Here is a 21473-nt window from a genome sequence, read left to right as displayed (position 1 = left end):
CTCCGCCACTCCGCGGCTGATCTGTGCGTTCCCTTATCTGAGACGCGACGGTGGCCTCATGCCGCTCCGAATCCGGTTGGCGGACCACGAGGGAACCTGATTCAGCGAAAATCAGTTTTCACCTGCCAAGCCGGGACGTGATCTCCGCTCAATGGGCGGAGACCCACGCCCTCGCCTCGCGCTGAGCGGCCGAGATATCGGCGTCCGACATCTGTCCGGCGACTTCCTGGCGCAGCGTCACGGCATCCTTGCGGCCCTTGAGCGCGGCGAGGTTGAACCATTTGTGCGCGGCGACGAGATCGACGAGACCGGAGCGTCCGCTCGCCCAATAGAGGCCGCGCTCGAACAGCACGTCCGACAGCGCGTCTGCGTCGATCGGCGTCGCGGTCTCCAGATCGAAAGTACCCTGAAACATAACGCATCCCCTTTTTTCTTATGCCGCCTCGTCCCCCGAGCGCGGCTCCCGTCCAATCAACCGTTCAACTTATCCCCGAGGCTTTTTGCCCGTGCCGTTTGCCGGCTTGTTGGAGGTAATGATGGCGGGCAAATTTGAATGGCAGTTTAAGTATCGCGATGAAGCAGACGTAAACGCGCCAGCGCCAGGCGCGCACGATAAATGCAAAAAGTCCCTGTTTTGCAGGCACTTCTGCAATTCGTCAGATTCGGTTTACCTTGGGATTTTGGGAGAACGATAACCATTGCGCACGGTGACTGGCGTCCGGGCGATGACACCGCGAATGACAAGCGGCGCGCGAGCAGCGTGCAATTGCGCCACAGCCTCCCTGCTCGAGCAGGACGCGCCTATGAAGAAACATATGGCGGGAAGCTCGACTGCGGCCACCCTTCGAGACGCGCGCCTGCGGCGGGCCCTCAGGATGAGGGACGAGTATGCGGCAACATCAACGCAGATGGATGCAGCTGAGCCTCATCCTGCGAAGGCCGCGAAGCGGTCGTCTCGAAGGACGAAGCGCTCACTCAGGCACCGCTGAGACGTCATATGCGATAGCCCTGACTGCTCAAGGGCAGACGGCCACGCCGCGATCAGATCAACAATGTGGGGATATGGGGATGCCGGCAATACCCCGGCCTCATGAGAACGAGGGCGTCGGCGAACACGTCAGGACCAGCTTCCACGTTGGCCCGAAGGCCATTTGTGAAATTGCGGAGCCCCTTACGGAGAACCGCACGAACGAAGAAAACTCGTTTCTTCTGCCGGACCGGCCTTTGGCGAGCGAACCCGCGAAAGAGAACGATCCGACCGTTGACCTGATGTCTCGCCGACACCCTCTATCGTCGACCAGAACCTTCGAGAAGGCGCTGATGACGTGCCGGCTCTCTAGGAGCCGGCAACTTCAAAAAGCGAAGTTACTTCTTCTTGGCGACCTTGCGGGTCTTCTTCGCAGTCTTCTTCACTGCGCTCTTCGCCTTCTTCGCCTTCTTTGCCTTCTTAGCTTTCTTGGCCATGTTGCCCTCCGATGTGTGAGATGGCTTAATCGCTGCATGCAGTCGGGGATCGAGTGCACACTCATCCCGAATACACCAACACAACGAAAAAAACAGCGTCTCGCTTAAAGAAGTGTTGACGACGAAACGCACCTGCGCTGGCGAACGCGATGCAAACGGACTGCACCACGTGTGCATGCGAGCGCAGAGAGTCCCCGTGGCATCGACGTTTGCAAAAGATGCGACCGCAGAAAAACACTATGCAACAAGTATTTTTCTGCACGCGCGCATCGCGCACGATCGATGTAATGACCTATCGCGCCGATCCCGCGAGCGCCTCGCGAGGGCGCTTCGCGGACTCTGAGTCGCGACTTTTGGCAACGAAAATATTTTCATGATTAACGGCGCGAGCGCTCGTCGGAGCGTGTGCAAGTCGCCGTTTTGCGCGAATCGCGTGACCGCGATTCGGTCGGCGTATCGCGTTCGATCGGGATGAAGTTCGTCGCCGAGGACGCGCGCGAGCGTCGCATCGCGAACCGAAAGCGAGGTGACGACGCCTGTCCGTCACCTCGTTCGAACGTGCGAGGTCAGATGCCGAGCTTGGACTTGAGCAGCTCGTTGACGCTCTGCGGGTTGGCCTTGCCGCCGGACGCCTTCATCGCCTGGCCGACGAACCAGCCGAGCGATTGCGGCTTGTCCTTGACCTGCGCCGCCTTGTCGGGATTGGCCGCGATGATGTCGTCGACAACCTTTTCGATCGCCGAAAGATCCGTGACCTGCTTCATGCCGCGGCTTTCGACCAGCGCGCGGGGATCGCCGCCCTCCTGCCAGACGATCTCGAACAGATCCTTGGCGATCTTGCCGGAGATCGTACCCTCGCCGATCAGGTCGATGATGCCTGAGAGCTGTGCGGCATCGACCGGAGAGTCCGTAATATCCCGGCCTTCCTTGTTGAGACGGCCGAACAGCTCGTTGATGACCCAGTTCGCTGCGACCTTGCCGTCGCGCGCGCGGTTGGCGAGCTTCTCCAGCACGGTCTCGTAGAACACCGCGCTCTCGCGCTCGGCGACCAGCACGCTGGCGTCGTAGGCCGACAGGCCGAAATCCGCGACGAAGCGCGTCTTCTTCTGGTCCGGCAACTCGGGCAGCTCAGCCTTCAGTTCGTCGACGAAGCTTTGCGAGAACTCCAGGGGCAGCAGGTCGGGATCGGGGAAGTAGCGATAGTCGTGCGCCTCTTCCTTGGACCGCATCGACCGCGTCTCGCCCTTGTTGGGATCGTAGAGCCGGGTTTCCTGATCGATCGCGCCGCCGTCCTCGAGGATTTCGATCTGGCGCCGGGCCTCGTACTCGATCGCCTGGCCGATGAAGGTGATCGAGTTCATGTTCTTGATCTCGCAGCGGGTGCCCAGCGGCGCGCCGGGCTTGCGCACGGAGACGTTGACGTCGGCGCGCAGGGATCCCTTCTCCATGTCGCCGTCGCAGGTGCCGAGATAGCGCAGGATCGAGCGCAACTTGGTCACATAGGCCTTGGCCTGCTCGGCGTCGCGGATGTCGGGCTTCGACACGATCTCCATCAGCGCCACGCCGCAGCGGTTGAGGTCGACATAGGACATAGTCGGCGACTGATCGTGCAGCAATTTGCCGGCATCCTGTTCCAGATGCAGCCGCTCGATCCCGATCGTGGCGGTCTTGCCGCCGTCCAGTTCGACCACGACCTCGCCTTCGCCGACGATCGGCGACTTGTACTGGCTGATCTGGTAGCCCTGCGGCGAGTCCGGATAGAAATAGTTCTTGCGGTCGAACACCGAGCGCAGGTTGATCTGCGCGTTCAACCCGAGTCCGGTCCGGACAGCCTGTCTGACGCATTCCTCGTTGATGACGGGCAGCATGCCCGGCATCGCCGCGTCGACCAGCGACACATGCGTGTTCGGCTCGCCGCCGAACGCGGTGGAGGCACCGGAGAACAGCTTCGCGTTCGACGTCACCTGAGCGTGGACCTCCAGGCCGATGACCATCTCCCAGTCACCGGTGGCGCCTTTGAGAAGTTTGTGCGTGGCCGTGCTCATGTCTTGCTCCCGAGCAGCGTGGCAGCGATCCGATCCCACTCTGCTTGTAATGAATCCGTTGCCACGGGCTGGCCGGCCTGGCGGTACCAATAGCCGGCATTGCCGAGGTCGCCCTCGACCCGGTGCAGATAGGCGTGCACCCAGGCGGCCTCGCGGCTGCTCTCGTCCTGGACAATTCTGTGCGCCTGGTCCCAATCGCCTTTGGCGGCCCACCACAAGCCGGCGAGCGGCGCGCTGAGATCCGGCGCCGGCGCGGCGTCGTCGAGGCTGGCGATATACGCCGCCATGCTCACCACCATTTCGCCGGCGTGAAGCGGCCGGCGGCCTGCTCGATTACCTCGCCGAGCGAGAACAGCGTCTCCTCGTCGAAGGGACGGCCGATCAGCTGCAGGCCGAGCGGCAGGCCCTGCGCGTCCTTGCCGGCGGGCACGGCGATGCCCGGCAGGCCCGCCATGTTCACGGTCACCGTGAAGATGTCGTTGAGGTACATCTCGACCGGGTCCGCGCCGCCCTTCTCGCCGATGCCGAAGGCCGCCGACGGCGTCGCCGGCGTCAGGATCGCATCGACGCCCTTGGCGAAGCAGTCCTCAAAGTCCTTCTTGATCAGCGTGCGCACCTTCTGGGCGCGCAAATAATAAGCGTCGTAATAGCCGGCCGAGAGCACATAGGTGCCGATCATGACGCGGCGCTTCACCTCCGCGCCAAAACCTTCGGCGCGGGTGTTCTCGTAGAGTTCGTTGATGTTCCGGCCCTGCTCGCGCAGGCCATAGCGCACGCCGTCGTAGCGCGCGAGGTTGGAGGACGCCTCCGCCGGCGCCACGATGTAATAGGCCGGCAACGCGTATTTGGTGTGCGGCAGCGACACTTCGACGAGTTCGGCGCCGGCCGCTTTCAGCCAGGCCGCGCCCGCTTCCCAAAGCTTTTCGATCTCGGCCGGCATGCCGTCGAGACGGTATTCCTTGGGAATGCCGATCTTCATGCCCTTCACGGACTTGCCGATCGCAGCCTCGTAGTCCGGCACGGCCATGTCGACCGAGGTCGTGTCCTTCGGGTCGTGACCTGCCATCGAGCGCAGCAGCATCGCGGCATCGCGCGTGCTGCGCGCGATCGGACCGGCCTGGTCCAGCGAGGAGGCAAAGGCGACGATGCCCCAGCGCGAGCAGCGGCCATAGGTCGGCTTGATGCCGACGGTCGCGGTGAACGCCGCCGGCTGACGAATCGAGCCGCCGGTGTCGGTCGCGGTCGCGCCCATGCAGAGCAGCGCCGCCACGGCGGAGGCCGAGCCGCCGGACGAGCCGCCCGGCACCAGCGTCGTGTTGGAGCCATCACGACGCCAGGGATTTCCGACCGGGCCGAAGCACGAGGTCTCGTTCGACGAGCCCATCGCGAACTCGTCATTGTTGAGCTTGCCCAGCATCACCGCGCCGTCGCGCCACAGCTGCGAGGTGATGGTGGACTCGTAAGTCGGCACGAAATTGCCGAGGATTTTCGAGCACGCCGTGGTGCGCACGCCCTTGGTCGCGAACAGGTCCTTGATGCCGAGCGGAATGCCGGCGAGCGGCCCCGCATCGCCCTTCCCGATCCTGGCGTCCGCTTCGCGCGCCATGGTTCGCGCCTGGTCCGGCGTCTCCATGACGAAAGCATTGAGCACGCGCGCGGCTTCGATCGCGTTCAGATGCGCGTCGGTCAGCTCGAGGGACGTGAAAGTCTTGGCCGCGAGGCCCTTGCGTGCCTCCGCGAGCGTCAGCGATGTCAAATCGGTCATTTATTGATCGGGCTGCAGAAGAACGGAGACAGGGACTTGTCGTTGGCCGGGTCGTCTTTTTTGGCGGCCGCTTTCGCAGCTGCCTCGATCTCGTCGAGCACGGCATTGACCGCGACGTTGGGGTCGGCGGCCTTGCCCTGCCGCTCCATCTTGTCGAGATAGTTCATGTAGGCCTGATAGGCCTTCTCGTCGTCGCAAAGCATGCACATCGACAGCGTCCTGAGACTCTTTAGTTTGACGCGTTTTCTTTACGCGAACCGGCTTCCACTTCGCTCGAAAACGCGACGTAAATTACTCAACAACCTTCGGCACCAGGAAGAAGTGACCTTCGGTCGCGGGCGCGTTGGCAACGATATCGTCGGCGATCTCGCCGTCATTGACCAAATCCTGCCGCTTCTTCATCTGCATTGGGGTGACCGAGGTCATCGGCTCCACACCCTCGACATTGACCTCCGAGAGCTGCTCGACAAAGGCGAGCATGGCGTTGAGCTCGCCCTGCAGATGCGGAACCTCGCCCTCGGAAACCGCAATGCGCGCCAGATGCGCGATGCGGCGGACGGTAGCGGCGTCGACGGACATTATATAAGGCCTCTCACGGCAAAACCTATGTGCCGTATAGCAGAGGCCGCTTTTGCGCCGCAACCGGCGCCGGGAGCTATCCGGCCAGCGCCTTCATCCGGGCAAGCGCCGATTTGGCGAGATCCCGGGTCAGTTCGGCTGCCGGGACCTCGCGGCCCAGGGCGATGGCCTGCCCGGCCCAGAGATTGGTGAAATCGACCCTGCCCTGCTTTTCGGCCGCGGCCTTGAGCGGTCCAAGCGCCGTTGCGGCATGGGGAAATGGCGGCGCGTCCGGCGAAATCGGGCCGGCCTCGCGCATCAGGCGGTTCTGGACGCCGCGCGCCGCCCGCCCGGTCATGACATTGGTGATGACGGTGGAATCATCCCGCCCCTCGGCGAGCGCCGCACGGGCCGCCGTACTGACTTTGGATTCCGGACAGCGCAGATAGGCACTTCCGATCTGCACGCCGGCCGCACCGAGCGCGAAGGCGGCTGCAATGCCGCGGCCATCCGCAACGCCGCCGGCCGCAATCACCGGGACCTTCACCGCGTCGACCACCTGCGGCACCAGCGCAAAGGTGCCGGGCTGTTCCGAGATCTTGTCGGTCAGGAACATGCCGCGATGGCCGCCGGCCTCCGCACCTTGTGCGATCACCGCGTCAGCGCCGTGCTGCTCGAGCCAGACCGCTTCCCTCACCGTCGTCGCCGAAGAGATGACGAGACATCCGGCCGCCTTGACCCGCTTGAGCAGCGCGGCCTCGGGCAGGCCGAAATGGAAGCTGACGATCTCCGGCTTCAGCTCCTCCACCACTTCGCAGAAGCCGGCGTCGAACGGCGCGCGGTTCGCGGCATTGATGGGCGCGGCGGGATCGAGGCCATGCTCATTGTAGTAGCCCGCGAGGCGCTGCTTCCAGCGCGCCTCCGCCTCGGCCGTGAGTTCGACCGGTGTGTGGCAGAAGAAATTCATGTTCACCGGCGCGGAGACGCGCTGCCGGATGATGTTGACCTGCTCGCGCGCCTTGTCCGGCGACAGCATCGCGCTCGGCAGCGAGCCGAGCCCGCCGCCTTGCGCAACGGCGATCACCAGCTCCGCGTCCATCACGCCGGCCATCGGCGCCAGCACGATCGGGAATTCGGTCTTGAAGAGGTCAATCAGTCGACGGTTCGGCCACATGGTTGTGTCTCGTATCTTTCAGGCGATGGAGGCGATGAAGTTGCGTCGGCCAGCAAGATGCCGCTCGGCTTCGGCGGCAATCCGCCCGACGATCTCGGCCGCCGGTGGAATATCATGGATCAGGCCGACCGCCTCGCCCGCGATCACCGCAGCGATGTCGAAATTCCCGGCTGCCTTCGCAGCCGCATAGTCGGCCCCGACTGCGGCGACATTCTGCATCAGCTCGACCTCGCGGCCGATCCAGCGTCTGGCGTGATCGTTGACTAGGCACCGGCCGGTAAACGGCGCGGGCCAGACATTGTTGCGGGAGAGATCGAAAATGATGCCGCGCACCGTTGCGCCACTATCTGCCGCGCAGATACGCCGCTTGGCCTCTTCCGCACCATCGGCCTCCTGGCTCGCGTAGAAGCGCGTGCCGAGCAGCACGCCGCCCGCACCGAGCATCATCATGGCCGCAAGTCCCCGCCCATCGGCAATACCGCCGGCCGCCACCACCGGCACACGACCCGCGGCAAGATCGACGATTGCCGGCACGAGATCGATCGTGGTGCGCGAGGCGCCGTGACCGCCGGCCTCTGTCCCCTGTGCGATCAGGACATCGGCGCCCGCATCGAGCGCTTGCCGCGCCATCGTCTCGTCCTGCACCTGGCAGATCAGGCGGGCCCCGGCGCATTTGATGCTGGCTGCGAAGGGTGCGGGATCGCCGAACGACAACATGATCGCGGATGGGTTTGCGGCGAGTGCGATGTCGAGAAGTTCGGGCCGCTTGGCGAGGCTCCAAGTTATAAAGCCGATCCCGAACGGCGCTTTCATGCCGGCGAGCTTGGCAATCTCCTGCTCCAGCCAAATCCTCTCGCCGTAGCCGCCGCCCAGGATGCCGAAGCCCCCGGCACGGCTCACCGCCGCCACGAGGCGGCTGCCTGCTACCACGTCCATCGGCGCCAGCAGGATCGGATGCTCAATCTCCAATAGCGTGGTCAGCGACGTCGCGATCGGCATGGCTCCTCCCTGGTCTGGACAGCGAGACTAGGCGCGAATACCATTCTCTAAAATTGAATTCTAACGAACGCTACCATCTCAAAAGCGAAACGATATTATGGAACTCAGCGACATCCAGACCTTCGCCGCCGTCGCCCGTACCGGGGGCATCACCCGTGCGGCCGAAGAGCTCAACACGGTGCAGTCGAACGTCACCCAGCGCGTGAAGGCGCTGGAGGCGGAGATCGGTACACCGCTGTTCGAACGCCACAGCCGCGGCATGACCCTAACCGGCGCGGGCAAGCGCCTTTTGCCCTACGCGCAACGAATGTCCGCATTAGCGCGCGAGGCCGTGCTCGCTGCCTGCGATGACGGCGAGCCCAAGGGACCGCTCGCGATCGGCTCGATGGAAACGACCGCGGCGGTGCGGCTGCCGCCATTGCTCGCGGACTTTCATCACCGCTTTCCCGCCGTCCGGCTGAGCCTGCGCACCGCGCCCACCGCCGACCTCGTCGCTTGCGTGCTCGAAGGCACGCTCGACGGCGCCTTTGTCGCAGGTCCGATCGCGCATGCCGATCTCATCGCGACAAGCGCGTTCCGCGAAGAGCTGGTGCTGGTCAGCGCGCGGCGCTGGGCCACACTCGCCGAGCTGCGCGCCGGCACGCCGGAATCCGGTCCGACCGCGCTCGCGTTCCGCACCGGCTGCACCTACCGGCAGCGGCTGGAACAGATCTTTGTCGAGTTCGGCTGGCCCTCAGCCGCACGCTTCGAGCTCGGCACGCTCGACGGCATGATCGGCTGTGTCGCCGCCGACATGGGCGTGACACTGCTGCCGCGCGCCGTGGTCGAACGCAGTGCGATCAACGGCAGCGTGTCGATGCACGCGCTGAGCCATTCGCACGCGCAGGTCGAGACGCTCTTCATCCAGCGTCGTGCCGGACATCAAACCAGCGCGCTGAGCGGGTTTGCCGCCTGCCTGAAGCAAGACGACGATGTCATCGCGGCCTGAGATGCCAGCGCGTTCCACCGCGCGAAATTCACCGTCACAAATCTGTCGTACTTGATTTAATCGGCGCTGCACGTGGCGAGTGCTGCGTTCAGCCGCCGCAGCATGGCACCGCGAAAAGTTTTTGAAGCGCACGGCTTTTCTACGTTAGGATGAGCGACTGGCCAGCGCGAAATCATAACGAAGCCAAACATCGGCAAAAACATCGGGAGGACTATCGATGCGCAATACGCTCGTGTTGTGCTGTGTCGCCGCGTTGTCTGCGACGATCGAAACAGCAAGCGCTCAAGACTGGACCAAATCGAAATGGGGACCGAACGACGAGATTGGTGCGGCCAACTACATGACGCCCGAACTCGTGCTGAAGGCCGCATCTCTGGTGAAGACCGGAAAGACCTACGCACTCGGCATCCCCGTTACACCACAAACGCCCGCCTACCCGCCGCGCGCATTCAAGCTCACCATCGTGCAACCCGGACAGGCCGGCATCCCGGGTTTGGGCCCGAACAAGGCCACCTACAATGACGACATCCTCGACACCTGGGTCGGCATCGGCAGCCAGATCGACGGCCTTGGCCATCTCGGCGTCGAGCACGTCTATTACAACGGCAACAAGCTCGCCGACTTCGCCGACCCGAACGGGTTGAAGAAGCTCGGGATCGAGAAGGTCCCGCCGATCGTCACCCGCGGCGTGCTCCTCGACATGGCGGCCTATTACAACACCGATATCGTGAAGGAAGGCACCGCCTTCAACGTCAAGGAGATCGACGAGGTCGCCAAGAAGCAGGGCGTTGAGATCCGCCAGGGCGACGTCGTCATCTTCCACACCGGCTGGCTCAGCCTGATCGGCAAGGACGACAAGCGCTATTCGGCCGGCGAGCCCGGTCTCGGCGTCGAAGGCGCAAAATACCTGACCAGCAAGGGCGTCGTCGCCATCGGTGCCGACACCTGGGCGCTCGAGGTGCTGCCGTTCGAGTCCAAGAACGTATTCGAGGTGCACCAGATCCTGCTCGCGATGAACGGGACCTACATCCTCGAGAACATGGATACGGCCGCGCTCGCCCGGGACAAGGGCTATGAATTCCTGTTCGTGCTGGGCCAGCCGCGCTGGACCGGCGGCGTGCAGGCAATGATCAATCCGATCGCGATCCGTTGATCCGATACCGGGCGAGGAGTCTGCCGTCCGCAGACGCCCTCGCCCGGCCTATCTCTCCGGCCTGAGATGCCACCGCCGCAACGCAACCAAAGCCCAGATCGCCTCGACCACGCCGAACGGCCAGGCCCCTTGCAGGAAGCCGTAAGCCGAACCGAGCACGCAGGCCATTGCGAACAGCAGCACGAACCAGCGGCTGCGATCTTCCAGGGCGTAAGTGACCAGCATGGCTGTCACGGCGACCAAGCCGAATAATGTCCGCGCATCCATAGTTACAGGTTCACTCCGCAGCGCGACGCGTGATATGCGCTAATCCCATGCCGGCTCTTATCTTGCCTCTCGTCGATGCTGCAACCCACTGGCCCGAACGCGGCGGGTTGGTCGGACTCGATCTCGGTACCAAGACCATCGGCGTTGCCGTGTCCAATCCGGACCGCCGGTTAGCGACCGGCGTCGAGACCATCCAGCGCAAGGCGTTCAAGCAGGATGCCGCCCGGCTGCTCGCGATTGCCAGTGAGCGCAAGGCCGTCGGCTTCGTGCTCGGCCTGCCCATCAACATGGACGGCAGCGAAGGCCCGCGCGCGCAATCGACCCGGGCGTTTGCCCGCAACCTCGCCGGCCTGACCGCGCTGCCCATCGGCCTTTGGGACGAGCGTCTGTCGACCGCCGCGGTCGAGCGCGAACTGATCGGCATGGACGTCAGCCGCGCCAAGCGCGCCGAAGTGATCGACGAGCACGCCGCGATCTTCATCCTGCAAGGCGCGCTCGACCGCCTCGCCAATCTGCGCGCAGCCCCGGGGCCTGGCTGATCCATGGCCGTCGTCATCGCGGCGCTCCTCCCTGTCTTCATCCTGATCGTGCTCGGCGTGGTGCTGAAGCGAACCCTGATGCGGCTCGACACGCAATGGAACGGGCTGGAGCGGCTGACTTATTTCGTGCTGTTTCCGATGCTGCTGATCCAGACGCTGGTGAAGGCCGACCTGTCCAGGGTGCCGGTCGCCGGCGTCGGCGGCGCGCTGCTGCTCTCGGCGCTCGCAATGTCGCTGCTCTGCCTCGCGCTCCGCCCGGCCCTGTCGCGTCTCGATATCGACGGCCCCGCCTTCACCTCGATCTTCCAGGGCGCGATCCGCTGGCAGACCTATGTGGCGCTGTCCGTCTCCGCCAACATGTTCGGCGAGGTCGGGCTGGCGCTCGCCTCCGTCGCGATGGTGGCGATCATTCCGCTGGTCAACGTCCTCAGCGTGGCGGTGCTCGCGCACTACGCCGCTCCGGAGAAGCAATCCGCGCGCGCGATCGTCATGACGGTTGTCCGCAATCCCCTGATCTGGGCCTGCGTGATCGGTCTCGTCATCAATGTCATCCACCTGCCGCTGCCCAGGATCTGGCATGAGGTGGCAGATGCACTTGGCCGCTCCTCGCTCGCCATCGGCCTGCTCGTCACCGGGGCCGGCCTGCATCTTGAAGGCCTGCTCCGCCCCAGCGCGGCCGCCGCTATCGGCGTGGTGTTCAAGCTGGTGCTGATGCCCGTGGTCGCGCTGGTGCTCGCCGTCTGGTTCGGACTGTCCGGCGACAGTCTCGCGATCGTCGCGATCTGCGCCGCGGTGCCGACCTCGACCAGCGCCTATGTGCTGGCCCGCCAGATGGGCGGCGATGCCCCGCTGCTGGCGCAGATCATCACGCTGCAGACGATTTTGGCGGCGATCACGATGCCGATCGCGATCGCGCTGCTGGCCTAGCTCCCCAGCCACATCGTCAGCACCACCGCCGTCAGATTGTTCAGCGCGTGCAGCACGATCGTGAGCCAGAGCGAGCTGCTGCGGTAGCGCATGTACCCGAACCAGAGGCCGATGGAGAAGACCTCGGCGAGGAAGTACAGGTCGTATTGCAGGTGCACGACCGTCCACAGCAGCGACGACAGGATGATCGCGCCGGGCACGCGCAGGAAGCTCGCCGACCAGCCGCGATAGAGGAAGCCGCGCGCCAAAACCTCTTCCGACATCGGCGCTGCCACGCTGAAGGCGAACAGCAGGAAGAAGGCTGCGCCCTTGTCGCGACCAGATTTCAACAGATCGGTCATGAAGCCCGGCGTGGCCTCGCGGCCGAGGCTCCGCGACATCGTCTCCCAGGCGACCACGATCAGGATCAGCCCGACGGCGCCGAACAGGAGTTGCTTCCAGGACGGCCAGCGCAGCGCAAGATAGTCGACGAAGGAGGCCTTCTTGATGCGGATGGCAAGCCACACCGCGGCCAGCGTCGCCGGCAGGCCCATGATCACCGACAGCGCGAGCGTCTGCGGCTCGCCGCCGACGAGCTGAAGCGAGGCGAGGTCCATCGGCAGGCCACGCTGCACCGCCAGCAGAAGGATGGCGCCGATCTGCCCGACGAACATTGCAGCGAAAATGACGACGCCCCATATCGCCGTGCCCCAGAATTTCCAGACGCGCGGCGCCTCGTGCGCTGGCGTCACGGTCAGCGGCGGATGATCGGGATTGAGCGAGTCCATCAAGGCGCTTTCATTGGGGAGCATTCCGGGCGGGTCGGTTGCGATCTACTTCGTCCGCGGCGGAATCGGGAAATCATAGGCCGCCCCGCCCGCCCCCGGCAGGGAAAAATGCCACCACTCCTTGGCATAGTTCACAAAGCCTTGCCTCGCCATCGCAGCCACGAGCCGCTTGCGCCAGGCGCGCTGGTCCGGACTGATCGACGGTGCGGCAGTGTGCCCCTTCGCGTCGGTGCAGTCGTAACCCGTGCCCATGTCGACGCTGCCCTCCGGCAACCGCGCCTCGACCGGCGCGGTACAGTCGGCGTAGGCATTTGACGGGTCGTACTTGCCCGAATTGTCCGCCTTGAGATCGACCAGAGTGAGATCGAGCGCCGCGCCCGTCGAATGCTGCGAGCGGCTTGCGATGTAGCCGAGGCGGAACAGCTCGGTCTTGGGAATTTTCGGATTGTAGCGCCGCTCGGCGGCGGTCTCGTGGCCGTTCTGCGACCACTTGACCATGTCGAGTGAGGCCCGCGCCGGCCGGTAGCAGTCGAACATCTTCAGCGAGAGATTTTGCGCCGCCAGTTCCTGCTGCACCGCCTTCAGCCGCAGCCCAACCTCCCGCTTCACCACGCACTCGCCGGCCCCGTAGCCGGCGAGCGGACGGCCGACGAAATTGTTCGAGGTGGCGTAGCGGATGTCCTGGATGATGCCGGGGTCGATGTCGCGCAAATAGACGAAACCGCCCGGGAGCGATTGGGCGTGGGCGGTGCTGATCGTCATGAGCGCCAGGAGCGCTGCCAGAATTGATTTCACGAAATGCATCCCAGTCGTCATGGCCGGGCTTGTCCCGGCCATCCACGCCTTTTCTGCGACAGCACCTTAAGAACGTGGATGCCCGGGACAAGCCCGGGCATGACGGAGAAGACGAGGCAGCTCACGCCACGGCGATAAGACCGACAGATCGGGGGATAACTCCCCGCCCGGGCTTTGGCCCTTGCCCCCCCGGCCATCCCCGCCTATAGCTCTCGCTTTAATGACATCGAAATCGACCTTCGTCCTCGGCCACCGGCATTTGCTGGGCATCGAGGGCCTTTCCGCGGCCGACATCACCGGCCTCCTCGACCTGTCCGAAGAATATGTCGAGCTCAACCGCCAGGTTGACAAGAAGCGCACCGTCCTGCGTGGACGGACGCAGGTAAACCTCTTCTTCGAGGCTTCCACCCGGACCCAATCCTCGTTCGAGCTCGCCGGCAAACGGCTGGGCGCCGACGTCATGAACATGTCGGTGTCCTCCTCGTCCATCAAAAAGGGCGAGACGCTGGTCGACACCGCCATGACGCTCAACGCCATGCACCCGGATATCCTGGTGGTGCGCCATCACGCCTCGGGCGCGGTGGAACTGCTGGCTCGCAAGGTCGACGGTTCCGTGATCAATGCCGGCGACGGCGCGCACGAGCATCCGACACAAGCCCTGCTCGACGCGCTGACCATCCGCCGCAACAAGGGCCGGCTCGAGGGCCTCGTGGTCGCGATCTGCGGTGACGTGCTGCATTCGCGTGTTGCCCGCTCCAACATCATCCTGCTCAACGCGATGGGCGCCCGCGTCCGCGTCGTCGGCCCCTCCACGCTGCTGCCGCCCGGCGTCGAGCGGATGGGCGTCGAGGTCGCGCGCGACATGCGCGAGGGGCTCAATGGCGCCGATATCGTCATGATGCTGCGGCTCCAGCGCGAGCGCATGAACGGCTCCTTCGTGCCGTCGACCTCCGAGTACTTCCATTATTTCGGGCTGGACCAGAAGAAGCTCGCCTACGCCAAGCCAGACGCCCTCGTCATGCATCCCGGCCCCATGAACCGCGGCGTCGAGATCGACACTGCGGTCGCTGACGGCGCGCAGTCCCTGATCCGCGAACAGGTGGAAATGGGCGTGGCCGTGCGCATGGCGGTGCTGGAAGCGCTCGCCCGCAACCTGCCGAACGCGTGATGCTCATGTTGACCGATCGCCGACCCATCCTGCTTGCCAACGCGCGCGTCGTCGACCCCTCCCGGGATTTCGATGGCCCCGGCGATGTCCTGATCGCCGACGGCATCATCCGGGAGACCCGCCGCGGCATTGGCGCTGCCGGCGTCCCCGAAGGCACCGACGTCGTCAACTGCGCCGGCAAGATCGTCGCACCCGGCCTGATCGACATGCGCGCCTTCGTCGGCGAGCCCGGCTTCAGCCATCGCGAGACCTTTGCCTCCGCGAGCCAGGCGGCTGCCACCGGCGGCATCACCACCATCATCTGCCAGCCCGATACCTTGCCGGTGATCGACAATTCGGCGACCGTCGATTTCGTGATGCGTCGCGCCCGCGACACCGCGATCGTCAACATCCAGCCGATGGCGGCGCTGACCAAAGGCATGCACGGCGAGGAGATGACCGAGTTCGGCCTGCTCAAGGCGGCCGGCGCGATCGCCTTCAGCGACTGCGACAAGAGCGTGATCAACGCGCAGGTGATGCGCCGCGCCTTGACCTACGCGCGCGATTTCGACGCGCTGATCGTGCACTACACCGAGGATCGCGATCTCGTCGGCGAAGGCGTGATGAACGAGGGCGAGTTCGCCTCGCGGCTCGGCCTGATGGGCATCCCGAACGCGGCGGAGGCCGTGATGCTGGAGCGCGACATGCGCCTGGTCGCGCTGACCGGCGGCCGCTATCACGCGGCCTCGCTGACCTGCATCGAGTCGCTCGACGTGCTCAAGCGCGCCCGCGACGCCGGCCTCGCCGTGACCGCATCGGCCTCGATCAACCACCTTGCGCTCAACGAGAACGACATCGGCCCTTACCGTTCGTTCCTGAAGCTGTCGCCGCCGCTGCGCACCGAGGACGACCGCCGCGCGCTGGTCGCCGCCGTCGCTTCCGGCCTCGTCGACGTCATCATGTCCGACCACAATCCGCAGGACGTCGAGGTCAAGCGCCTGCCTTTCGCAGAAGCAGCCCCCGGCGCCATTGGGCTGGAGACCATGCTCCCGGCGGGCCTTCGCCTCGTGCACAATGAGGAGCTGGACCTCAAGACGCTGATCCGGGCGATGTCGACCCGTCCGGCCGAGATTTTGGGATTGCCTGGCGGAACCCTACGCACAGGTGCCCCGGCCGACGTCATCGTGATCGACCCAGATGTGCCCTGGGTGGTCGATCCCGCCGACCTCAAATCGCCCTGCAAGAACACGCCGTTCGACGAGGCCCGCTTTACAGGTCGCGTGGTGCGCACCATTGTCGGCGGACGAACGGTGTACGAGCATGTCTGACGTACGGAGCTGCAGCCAGGGAATGTGCAGACATGGAATTTGCAGACATGGCGCTTGAATTGTTCCTGCCGGTGGCTTTCGTCATCGGATACCTGCTCGGCTCGATTCCGTTCGGACTGATCCTGACGAAACTCGGCGGCACGCAGGACATCCGCTCGATCGGCTCCGGCAGCATCGGCGCCACCAACGTGCTGCGCACGGGGCGCAAGGGCCTTGCCGCCGCGACCCTGCTGTTCGACGCGCTCAAGGGCACCGTGGCGGTGGTGATCGCGGGCTACATCGCCGGTCCCAATGCCGCGATGCTGGCCGGGCTTGGCGCCTTCCTCGGCCATCTCTTCCCGGTCTGGCTCAAATTCAAAGGCGGCAAGGGTGTCGCCGTCTATATCGGCATCATGCTCGGGCTGTTCTGGCCAGCGGCGGTAGTGTTCTGCCTGCTCTGGTTGGCGACGGCCTTCACCGCCCGCTATTCCTCGCTCTCGGCCCTGGTGGCCTCGTTCATCACCCCGCTGTTCCTGCTGTGGTTCGGCCAGCCCGCGCTCGCGGCGCTGGCGGCGGTGCTGACGCTGCTGCTGTTCTTTGCTCATCGCGAGAACATCAAGCGGCTGCAATCGGGCAAGGAAAGCCGGATCGGCGAGAAGGCATAAGCCGGGAATCCACGGATACCGCGGCACCCCTTCTGCATTATATCGCAAATGGTGTTCGCAACTTGCAGCCGAATCACGGCTGTATGGACGAACGGGTTCCTGGCCTGTCCCTGATCATGGGCATGGCTCTACGCGGTTGCTCAGAATGAGCGAGAAGATTGTCAGCGCGCATGTTGAAGGTGGCTTGCAGGGAACTGCGGCAAGCCGGATGCTCTCGACCACGGATATCTGGTCCGCTGCGCCCTCGCCGGTTCCTGCTCCCAACCCTGTGCCCGTTTCGCCACCAGCGCCTCAGCCTGCTCGCATCGCGCAAGCTCCTTTGACAGTTGAGGCAGTGATCGCTGCGGCACCAGTTGCACCCACGCGGCCCCGCGCCAACCCATGGCCACCGCAAAAATTGTCGCTGGCGCTTCAGGGCGGCGGCACTTTCGCTGCTTTCACCTGGGGCGTGCTGGAGCGGCTGCTGGAAGAGCCATCCATTGCGATCGACACCATCAGCGGCGCCAGCGCCGGCGCCATCAACGCGCTGCTGCTCGCCTCCGGCTTCGCCGAGGGCGGCCGCGAAGGCGCGCGCGCGCGGCTGAACCGGTTCTGGATCCGGCTGATGCACGAGGCCTCGTTCCGATCGCTGATGCTGATCGGCGGCTTCTCGCCGGCGGGAAGCTCGGTCGCGTTCGGTCCGACGCTGCGCTCCGGCCAGTTCGATCCGTTCGATCTCGATCCGCTGCGGCAGGCGCTGTCGCGCGACATCGACTTTTCCGCCTTGCGCGACCCGCGCTGCCCAAAGCTTCTGATCGCGGCGACCCGGATCCGCGACGGGCAGCAGCAGATCTTCCGCAATGACGCCATCACGGCCGACGTCGCGCTGGCCTCGACCTGTCCACCGCTGGTTCATTGCGCGGTGGAAATCGACGGCGAGGCTTATTGGGACGGCGGCCTCGGCGGCAATCCGCCCCTGCTGCGGCTCGTGCAGGACACGACGAGCACCGACATCCTGCTGGTCCAGGTCACGCCGGCGCGCGACAGCTACGTGCCGATCACGCTCGCCGCGATCGACCGCAGGCTGGACCAGATCGCGGCCAACGCCGCCCTCAATGCCGAGATCGCGGCGGTGGAGTGGGCGCAATCGCAGGCCACATCGTCGCTGCGGCTCTCCAGGATCGCAGCGGAAGATTTCGTCGACGGCCTGGCGCAGCGCTCCTCCACCGATCTCGGCCGCGGCTTCATTCGCGCGCTGCACCGGAGCGGCCGCGAGGCTGCCGGGCACTGGCTCAAGCAAGGTACCGATCACAGCACAGCGCCGGCCGCATCCGGCCAGCGCATCGTCGCTCTCGAACCTGCGCTAGCCTGATTTCGCCAGCGCCTGCTCCAGGAACCACGCCGTCGCCAGCGCATGCGCGTCGTTGCCGAACCGCGCGATCACCTGCACGCCGATCGGCAGGCCATTGACCTTGAGCACCGGCACGTTGACGCAAGGATTGCCCATCAGCGTCCAGAGCCTGTTGTAGCGGGGGTCGCCGGTGCTCGCGAGCTCCTTGGCTGGCGGCGCGCCCGGCGCCGAATAGGTCAGCAACACGTCGACGCCTTCGAACAATTCGCCAAGCTCGCGGCGCCCACGACGGCTGATCCGGCGTGCGTCGTCATAGTCCTTGGGTGTGAGACCGACCGTCGCATCGAGACTGGCGCGCAGCATCGGCGCGATCTCGTCGTGGCGTTCGGAAAATTCCCAGGCGAGCGCGCGATGCGCCTCGAAGTCCTGGATGACAGGGTGGATACGCCAGGCCTCCTGCACCGCCTGCGGCAGATCGATAGTCTTCACGCTGGCGCCAGCCTTCTCGGTGGCCTTGATCGCGGCTTGCAGCCCCTCTTCGGCGGCCGGCTCCACGGCACCGGCAAACTCCTGCCTGACCACGCCGATGCGCGGCGCCTTCGCCGGGACGATGCCGGCAAATTCGGTGCGGCCGGTCATCGCCAGCAGTCCGCGCGCGAGATCTTCCGCGCGCGCGCCGAACAGGCCGACCGTGTCGAGCGCCCACGAATAGCATTTGACGCCGACCGTCGGCAGCATCCGGAACGACGGCTTGATCGCGGCGGTGCCGCAATAGGCGGCGGGCCGGATCACCGAGCCGCCGGTCTGGGTGCCCAGCGCCAGCGGGATCATGCCGGCACCGACGGCCGCGGCCGAGCCCGAGGACGAACCGCCCGGCGTATGCCCGAGATTGTGAGGATTGAGCGTCGGGGTCGGATCGCGCGAGGCAAATGCCGTGGTCGTGGTCTTGCCGATGATGGTGGCGCCCGCCCGCTTCAGCATCATCACCACAGGCGCGTCCGCGCGCGGTTGCCAGCCGCGATAGATCTCCGATCCCATCTCGGTCGGCATATTGGCGGTATCGATGATGTCCTTGATCCCGACCGCGATGCCACGCAGCGGCCCGGCGCCTTGCGCCTTTGCGGAGGTGTCGTGACGGACGAAGGCGTGGACGTCCTTCTCCCGCGCCTCGATGGCCGCGTGCGATTGCGTGATGGCGGCCTCGGGCGAAAGCTCGCCCGCTTCGATGCGGCGCTGGAGGTCGGCGAGTGAGATCATGGCAAAACCCTTGGTATGGGCCTTGCTTTTAGCATCGCAAGGTGGTTGCGCAAGCAGACCTGAGCGCACCACTCATGCCTTCTGACTCGACCTGGTCATTGACCTGGTTGGACCAATGTCGACAAATGCGGCTTCTCCGCCGGAGTAACAGCGATCAAACATGGCATGAAACGACGCGCATTCATCTCTCTCTCTGGCGGGGCATTGGCCTGGGCCACGGCGGCGCGCGCTCAGCAAGGCAAGCGCATCGCGCGGGTCGGCCTTTTCCTGCCCCCGCCGCGAAATTCGGAGGTCGACGCGTTCCTCGTTGCGCTTCGCGGTCTCGGTTGGGTTGAGGGCGAGAACGTTCGCGTTGAATATCGCGACGCCGACGGCGACGACAGCCGGCTTCCTGCGCTGGCCGCTGAACTGGTCGCGCTCGGCGTCGACGTTCTCGTGACAGCCACATTTCCAGGGATTTTGGCCGCGCACCGTGCGACGACCACAGTTCCGACCGTGATGATCGTGGGCCCCGATCTGGTGACCTTGGGCCTCGCGGCCAGCATGGCTCATCCCGGTGGTAACACGACGGGACAAACCTTTTTCCTCACAGAATTAGCTGCCAAGCGGTTAGAGGTGCTTGCGAGCATAGCTCCTTCGATGACCCGCGTAGGGGTGCTCATGCAACGAGGCAACCCCCTGAATAACGGCACAATCAGTGCTATGGCGACCGCCGCGTCGGCAATGAAGGTGGAGTTGCGACCGATCGAGGTTGGCATCCCCGGCGACCGCGACGACGCATTGGCCATCGTCGGCGCCACCGCTATGGACGGTCTCGTGGTCACCGACGCCAATGCGTTTGTCACCAACTCGTCATTGGTCGCCGCGATTGTCGACAAGTGCCGCGTGCCATCGATTGCCGCACCCGTCGTCGCGTCCCGGGCGGGCGCGCTGCTAGGGTACGGGGTGGACTTCACCGCCATGTTTCGCGGTGCCGCTGTTTTCGTCGACAAAATATTGAAGGGCGCCAACCCGGCTAACATCCCGATTGAGCAGCCGACCCTGTTTAGGACGGTCATCAACCTGAAGACCGCCAGGACGCTGGGCCTCGAGATACCGCAGTCGTTGCAGGTGCGCGCGGACGAGGTCATCGAATAGCAGTGCCGACTTCTCCTCCTACGTCCGTGATTGGGACGATAGAAACAAGCACGCCGCTGTTGCCCACGCTCTCAGGTTGTTCCATGCTGCGCCTGCAAGGGGAGCCGCCGTGGACGCCATCAACCGAAGCGTGGAGCTGACAGAGGCCGAGCGGGTCGATCGCTTGCGGCTGATCCGGTCCGACAATGTCGGGCCGCACGTGCTCTGGAGTGAACATCGCAAGCGTGGGCCCAAAGAACCGCTCGTTTGGGAGCGCAATCAGACGCAGCGAAGCCCAATCCTACCAGGGCGTCTTCTGAAAGATAAAAATCGTTGGGATATCCGAATCTATCGATTCTGTTTTCCCATCTGGGATGAAGCCTGGCTTCAATCCGGAGCCTCCCCAAAGCCCAGCCTTGAAAATTGCGCTATACAAGGGGTCAGAAGGATTCGGGAATCCGTTGACTCCCATCCAATCCTTCGACCAAATAACCACGCTGTTGGAGTTCCCAAGCAGCGCCGTGTCCATAGGAGATAGACTACCTGTGTGAACCGTCAGCCCGGCTCCTCTCAGCAAGCTAGCGAATTGCCGTCGATATTCTCGAGACTCCACATCTGCCTTTGAGACGACGTTAATCTCCGAGAGCTTGCCAGTCAGTTCACTGACTATGATTTGCTGCTGCTCTGGCGTTAGTAAACGCGGCGCTTTGAACTTGGCTAGGTCGAGCTTCGCCTGTTCTGCCCGATCATTTGCCTGTGCTGCACGATCGTTGGCCTCGGCGGTATCCTTCCGCAGTTGTTCAGCTGTCACAGACAACTCAGCGACTCGTTCGCTGGCTTTTGCGGCGCCTTCATTGGCTTCTGCCGTTTTGAGCCCTAGTGCCGCAACTTTCTCGTTTGATGAGTCTCGGAGCAAATCCCAATGGTGCTCCTTTACGATGCCCATCCAAACGATGACTCCGGTAGCCAACACGCCGAGTATTAGGCTTCCGATTAGTACAAAGCTCGCGCGATCAAATAGCCAACTTGCTGTTTCTAGAGACGGCCATGGATCACTGCTCGCATGGTTTGCGGTTTCCGCCATGATCGCCATTACCACCATTGGTGCTTTGGGATTGGTGTTTGCAGAATAGTGGGATTTGAGGCAAGGTTCTCTGAATATTACCTTTTCGCGGTCTGAGGTCGCAACAGATATTGCGGAAAACGAGCA

At 64.3% G+C, this 21473-nt stretch carries 22 protein-coding genes and 1 pseudogene; 10 read left to right on the top strand and 13 right to left on the bottom strand.

Going from position 1 to position 21473, the window contains the following annotated elements; translation table 11 throughout:
- Nucleotides 1-148 precede the first annotated feature (148 nt).
- The 8 genes from ACVIN2_RS38665 to ACVIN2_RS38630 form a co-directional block, all read right to left on the bottom strand.
- The gene (locus ACVIN2_RS38665) at nucleotides 149-415 is read right to left on the bottom strand and encodes a hypothetical protein (RefSeq protein ID WP_007603354.1); all 267 of its coding nucleotides are present in this window, start codon (nucleotides 413-415) and stop codon (nucleotides 149-151) included.
- A gap of 1615 nt (nucleotides 416-2030) precedes the next feature.
- Nucleotides 2031-3509 carry an Asp-tRNA(Asn)/Glu-tRNA(Gln) amidotransferase subunit GatB gene (gene gatB / locus ACVIN2_RS38660; RefSeq protein ID WP_456769612.1) on the bottom strand — a complete coding sequence of 493 codons (1479 nt, stop codon included), beginning with the start codon at nucleotides 3507-3509 and terminating at the stop codon, nucleotides 2031-2033.
- Complete coding sequence (locus ACVIN2_RS38655) at nucleotides 3506-3808, bottom strand: hypothetical protein (RefSeq protein ID WP_456769611.1); 303 nt, start codon at nucleotides 3806-3808, stop codon at nucleotides 3506-3508. Before ACVIN2_RS38655 ends, gatB begins: the two co-directional genes overlap by 4 nt.
- On the bottom strand, nucleotides 3799-5274 hold the full coding sequence (gene gatA / locus ACVIN2_RS38650) for an Asp-tRNA(Asn)/Glu-tRNA(Gln) amidotransferase subunit GatA (RefSeq protein ID WP_456769610.1): 1476 nt from the start codon (nucleotides 5272-5274) through the stop codon (nucleotides 3799-3801). The genes ACVIN2_RS38655 and gatA overlap by 10 nt, the downstream gene beginning before the upstream one ends.
- Nucleotides 5271-5483, bottom strand: a complete 213-nt coding sequence (locus tag ACVIN2_RS38645; RefSeq protein WP_007611210.1) for a hypothetical protein — start codon at nucleotides 5481-5483, stop codon at nucleotides 5271-5273. Before ACVIN2_RS38645 ends, gatA begins: the two co-directional genes overlap by 4 nt.
- An 82-nt stretch (nucleotides 5484-5565) precedes the next feature.
- A complete protein-coding gene (gatC, locus tag ACVIN2_RS38640) occupies nucleotides 5566-5853 on the bottom strand; it encodes an Asp-tRNA(Asn)/Glu-tRNA(Gln) amidotransferase subunit GatC (RefSeq protein ID WP_007603335.1) in 288 nt (95 codons plus the stop codon).
- Nucleotides 5854-5929: 76 nt separating this feature from the next.
- Complete coding sequence (locus ACVIN2_RS38635) at nucleotides 5930-7006, bottom strand: NAD(P)H-dependent flavin oxidoreductase (RefSeq protein WP_456769609.1); 1077 nt, start codon at nucleotides 7004-7006, stop codon at nucleotides 5930-5932.
- Nucleotides 7007-7024: 18 nt separating this feature from the next.
- Nucleotides 7025-8005 (bottom strand): NAD(P)H-dependent flavin oxidoreductase, encoded by a 981-nt coding sequence (locus ACVIN2_RS38630; RefSeq protein ID WP_456769608.1) that lies wholly within the window; start codon nucleotides 8003-8005, stop codon nucleotides 7025-7027.
- Nucleotides 8006-8102: 97 nt separating this feature from the next.
- On the opposite strand from ACVIN2_RS38630, the gene ACVIN2_RS38625 reads away from it, so the two are divergent.
- Together ACVIN2_RS38625 and ACVIN2_RS38620 are read left to right on the top strand one after the other, a co-directional pair.
- On the top strand, nucleotides 8103-8993 hold the full coding sequence (locus tag ACVIN2_RS38625) for a LysR family transcriptional regulator (RefSeq protein ID WP_456769607.1): 891 nt from the start codon (nucleotides 8103-8105) through the stop codon (nucleotides 8991-8993).
- A 217-nt stretch (nucleotides 8994-9210) separates the two neighbouring features.
- The gene (locus tag ACVIN2_RS38620; RefSeq protein WP_456769606.1) at nucleotides 9211-10146 is read left to right on the top strand and encodes a cyclase family protein; all 936 of its coding nucleotides are present in this window, start codon (nucleotides 9211-9213) and stop codon (nucleotides 10144-10146) included.
- A gap of 48 nt (nucleotides 10147-10194) precedes the next feature.
- On the opposite strand, the gene ACVIN2_RS38615 is transcribed toward ACVIN2_RS38620, so the two are convergent.
- A complete protein-coding gene (locus tag ACVIN2_RS38615) occupies nucleotides 10195-10413 on the bottom strand; it encodes a hypothetical protein (RefSeq protein ID WP_456769605.1) in 219 nt (72 codons plus the stop codon).
- A gap of 47 nt (nucleotides 10414-10460) precedes the next feature.
- On the opposite strand from ACVIN2_RS38615, the gene ruvX reads away from it, so the two are divergent.
- Both ruvX and ACVIN2_RS38605 read left to right on the top strand, forming a co-directional pair.
- Nucleotides 10461-10952, top strand: coding sequence for a Holliday junction resolvase RuvX (gene ruvX / locus ACVIN2_RS38610; protein WP_027567307.1), 492 nt, complete (start codon nucleotides 10461-10463; stop codon nucleotides 10950-10952).
- Between the two features lie 3 nt (nucleotides 10953-10955).
- Nucleotides 10956-11879, top strand: coding sequence for an AEC family transporter (locus ACVIN2_RS38605; RefSeq protein ID WP_456769604.1), 924 nt, complete (start codon nucleotides 10956-10958; stop codon nucleotides 11877-11879).
- Here ACVIN2_RS38605 and ACVIN2_RS38600 read toward each other — a convergent pair.
- Nucleotides 11876-12646 carry a CPBP family intramembrane glutamic endopeptidase gene (locus tag ACVIN2_RS38600; RefSeq protein WP_456769881.1) on the bottom strand — a complete coding sequence of 257 codons (771 nt, stop codon included), beginning with the start codon at nucleotides 12644-12646 and terminating at the stop codon, nucleotides 11876-11878. The two genes, ACVIN2_RS38605 and ACVIN2_RS38600, sit on opposite strands and share 4 nt — an antisense overlap.
- Nucleotides 12647-12691: 45 nt before the next feature.
- Nucleotides 12692-13450, bottom strand: a complete 759-nt coding sequence (locus ACVIN2_RS38595; RefSeq protein WP_456769880.1) for a M15 family metallopeptidase — start codon at nucleotides 13448-13450, stop codon at nucleotides 12692-12694.
- Between the two features lie 211 nt (nucleotides 13451-13661).
- On the opposite strand from ACVIN2_RS38595, the gene ACVIN2_RS38590 reads away from it, so the two are divergent.
- The 4 genes from ACVIN2_RS38590 (at nucleotide 13662) to ACVIN2_RS38575 (ending at nucleotide 17911) form a co-directional block, all read left to right on the top strand.
- A complete protein-coding gene (locus tag ACVIN2_RS38590; protein WP_456769603.1) occupies nucleotides 13662-14609 on the top strand; it encodes an aspartate carbamoyltransferase catalytic subunit in 948 nt (315 codons plus the stop codon).
- A gap of 5 nt (nucleotides 14610-14614) precedes the next feature.
- Nucleotides 14615-15916 carry a dihydroorotase gene (locus ACVIN2_RS38585; RefSeq protein WP_456769879.1) on the top strand — a complete coding sequence of 434 codons (1302 nt, stop codon included), beginning with the start codon at nucleotides 14615-14617 and terminating at the stop codon, nucleotides 15914-15916.
- 47 nt (nucleotides 15917-15963) lie between these two features.
- Nucleotides 15964-16560, top strand: a complete 597-nt coding sequence (gene plsY / locus ACVIN2_RS38580; protein ID WP_456769878.1) for a glycerol-3-phosphate 1-O-acyltransferase PlsY — start codon at nucleotides 15964-15966, stop codon at nucleotides 16558-16560.
- Between the two features lie 145 nt (nucleotides 16561-16705).
- Nucleotides 16706-17911, top strand: a complete 1206-nt coding sequence (locus ACVIN2_RS38575) for a patatin-like phospholipase family protein (protein WP_456769602.1) — start codon at nucleotides 16706-16708, stop codon at nucleotides 17909-17911.
- Here the strand turns inward: ACVIN2_RS38575 and ACVIN2_RS38570 are convergent.
- Nucleotides 17903-19147 (bottom strand): amidase, encoded by a 1245-nt coding sequence (locus ACVIN2_RS38570; protein WP_456769601.1) that lies wholly within the window; start codon nucleotides 19145-19147, stop codon nucleotides 17903-17905. The two genes, ACVIN2_RS38575 and ACVIN2_RS38570, sit on opposite strands and share 9 nt — an antisense overlap.
- Before the next feature lie 165 nt (nucleotides 19148-19312).
- Here ACVIN2_RS38570 and ACVIN2_RS38565 point away from each other — a divergent pair, with 165 nt between their 5' ends.
- Nucleotides 19313-20284 (top strand): ABC transporter substrate-binding protein, encoded by a 972-nt coding sequence (locus ACVIN2_RS38565; RefSeq protein WP_456769600.1) that lies wholly within the window; start codon nucleotides 19313-19315, stop codon nucleotides 20282-20284.
- Nucleotides 20285-20393: 109 nt separating this feature from the next.
- Nucleotides 20394-20495, top strand: a pseudogene (locus ACVIN2_RS38560) (hypothetical protein); the annotation flags it as partial.
- Nucleotides 20496-20564: 69 nt separating this feature from the next.
- On the opposite strand, the gene ACVIN2_RS38555 reads toward ACVIN2_RS38560, so the two are convergent.
- On the bottom strand, nucleotides 20565-21347 hold the full coding sequence (locus ACVIN2_RS38555) for a hypothetical protein (RefSeq protein WP_456769898.1): 783 nt from the start codon (nucleotides 21345-21347) through the stop codon (nucleotides 20565-20567).
- Between the last annotated feature and the right edge of the window lie 126 nt (nucleotides 21348-21473).

The sequence above is a fragment of the Bradyrhizobium sp. USDA 3650 genome, from assembly GCF_054057395.1.
This window is presented reverse-complemented; position numbering and strand designations above follow the sequence as displayed.